Source organism: Embleya hyalina, assembly GCF_003967355.1.
Classification (GTDB): domain Bacteria; phylum Actinomycetota; class Actinomycetes; order Streptomycetales; family Streptomycetaceae; genus Embleya; species Embleya hyalina.
The window spans coordinates 1-1,438 of the sequence record NZ_BIFH01000002.1 but is presented as its reverse complement, the minus strand read 5'-3'; the positions used below and the strand labels follow the sequence as shown (position 1 = coordinate 1,438).

1 protein-coding gene is annotated in these 1,438 nt (G+C 68.6%); it reads left to right on the top strand.

The features are described 5' to 3' along the window. Positions 1 to 230 precede the first annotated feature (230 nt). Entirely contained in the window at positions 231 to 1,421 is a 1,191-nt protein-coding gene (locus EMA17_RS00010; RefSeq protein ID WP_126634748.1) for an IS110 family RNA-guided transposase, read from the top strand. Positions 1,422 to 1,438 lie beyond the last annotated feature (17 nt).

The following is a 1,438-nucleotide window of genomic DNA, read 5'->3' as shown; positions in this document are numbered from 1 at the left end:
CGTCCCTACCTTGTTGATGGGCAGGGCGAGCCCTTCATAGGGTTCTCCCACCCAGGGGTGTCGGGTGTGGCTCTCAGTCGTCTGCCGACGGTGGCTTCCTGTGATTTGCCGCCCGACACCCCGCGACGACCCGGCCGCTGATTAGGAACTGCGATTCGGTCGCTGTGTAGGGACTCGACGGCGCGGTCGTCTGCGGGGAACCACGAATCGACAGAGCTGCGGAGGGGCGCGTGGCAAGAATCTGGGCCGGGGTGGACGCGGGGAAGACACACCATCACTGCGTGGCGATCGACGAGAACGGCAAACGTCTTCTGTCGCGCCGCGTGGCCAACGACGAGCCGGTCCTGCTCGACCTCGTGGCCGACGTCCTGGCCTTGGACACGGACGTGGTGTGGGCCGTCGATCTCGCGGACGGCGCCGCAGGCCTGCTCATCGCGCTGCTCGTCGACCACGATCAACACCTCCTCTACATTCCCGGCCGGGTCGTCAACCGGGCGGCCGACGGCTACCGGGGCGAGGGCAAGACCGACGCGAAGGACGCGGCGATCATCGCCGACCAGGCCCGCGTTCGCCGTGATCTGCACCCGCTGCGACCCGGTGACGAGCTCACCGTCGAGCTCGGGCTCCTGAGCGCGCACCGCATGGACCTCGCCGCCGACCGCACACGTTCGATCAATCGCCTCCGGGCTCTTCTGACCGGCATATTCCCTTCTCTGGAAAGGGAGTTGGACCTCACCAACGTGGGGCCGCTGGTTCTTCTGACGGGCTATCAGACCCCGGGGGCGATCCGCCGCGCGGGCGCACGGCGGCTGGAGACCTGGCTGCGCAACCGCAAGGTCCGCAATCCCGCGGAGCTCGCCGTCGGAGCCGTCACGGCGGCCGAGCGCCAACACAGCGCGGTGCCGGGCGAGAAGGTGACCGCACATCTGGTCCACACGCTCGCGAGAGAGGTGATGGCCCTCAACGCGCGGATCGCCGAGACCGACAAGCTCGTCGAGGGCCGGTTTCGCGAGCACGAACACGCCGCCGTGATCGCGAGCATGCCCGGAATCGGACCACTCCTCGGCGCCGAGTTCCTCGCCGCGACAGGCGGCGACATGGCCGCGTTCGCCACCCCTGACCGCCTCGCCGCCTTCGCCGGCGTCGCCCCGGCCCCGCGCGACTCGGGCAAGGTCAGCGGCAACCTGCACCGCCCACAGCGCTACAACAGGCGCCTCCAACGCGTCTTCTATACCTCCGCGTTGATCAGCATCCGCTGTTGCGAGGAGTCGCGACGGTTCTACGACCGCAAACGGGCCGAAGGCAAGCGACACACCCAGGCCGTCCTCGCCCTCGCCCGCCGCCGCGTCAACGTCCTGTGGGCACTGCTGCGTGACGGACGGTGCTACCAGCCCACACCACCGGTCACCCTCGCCGCTTGACAACAAGATTAGGAATC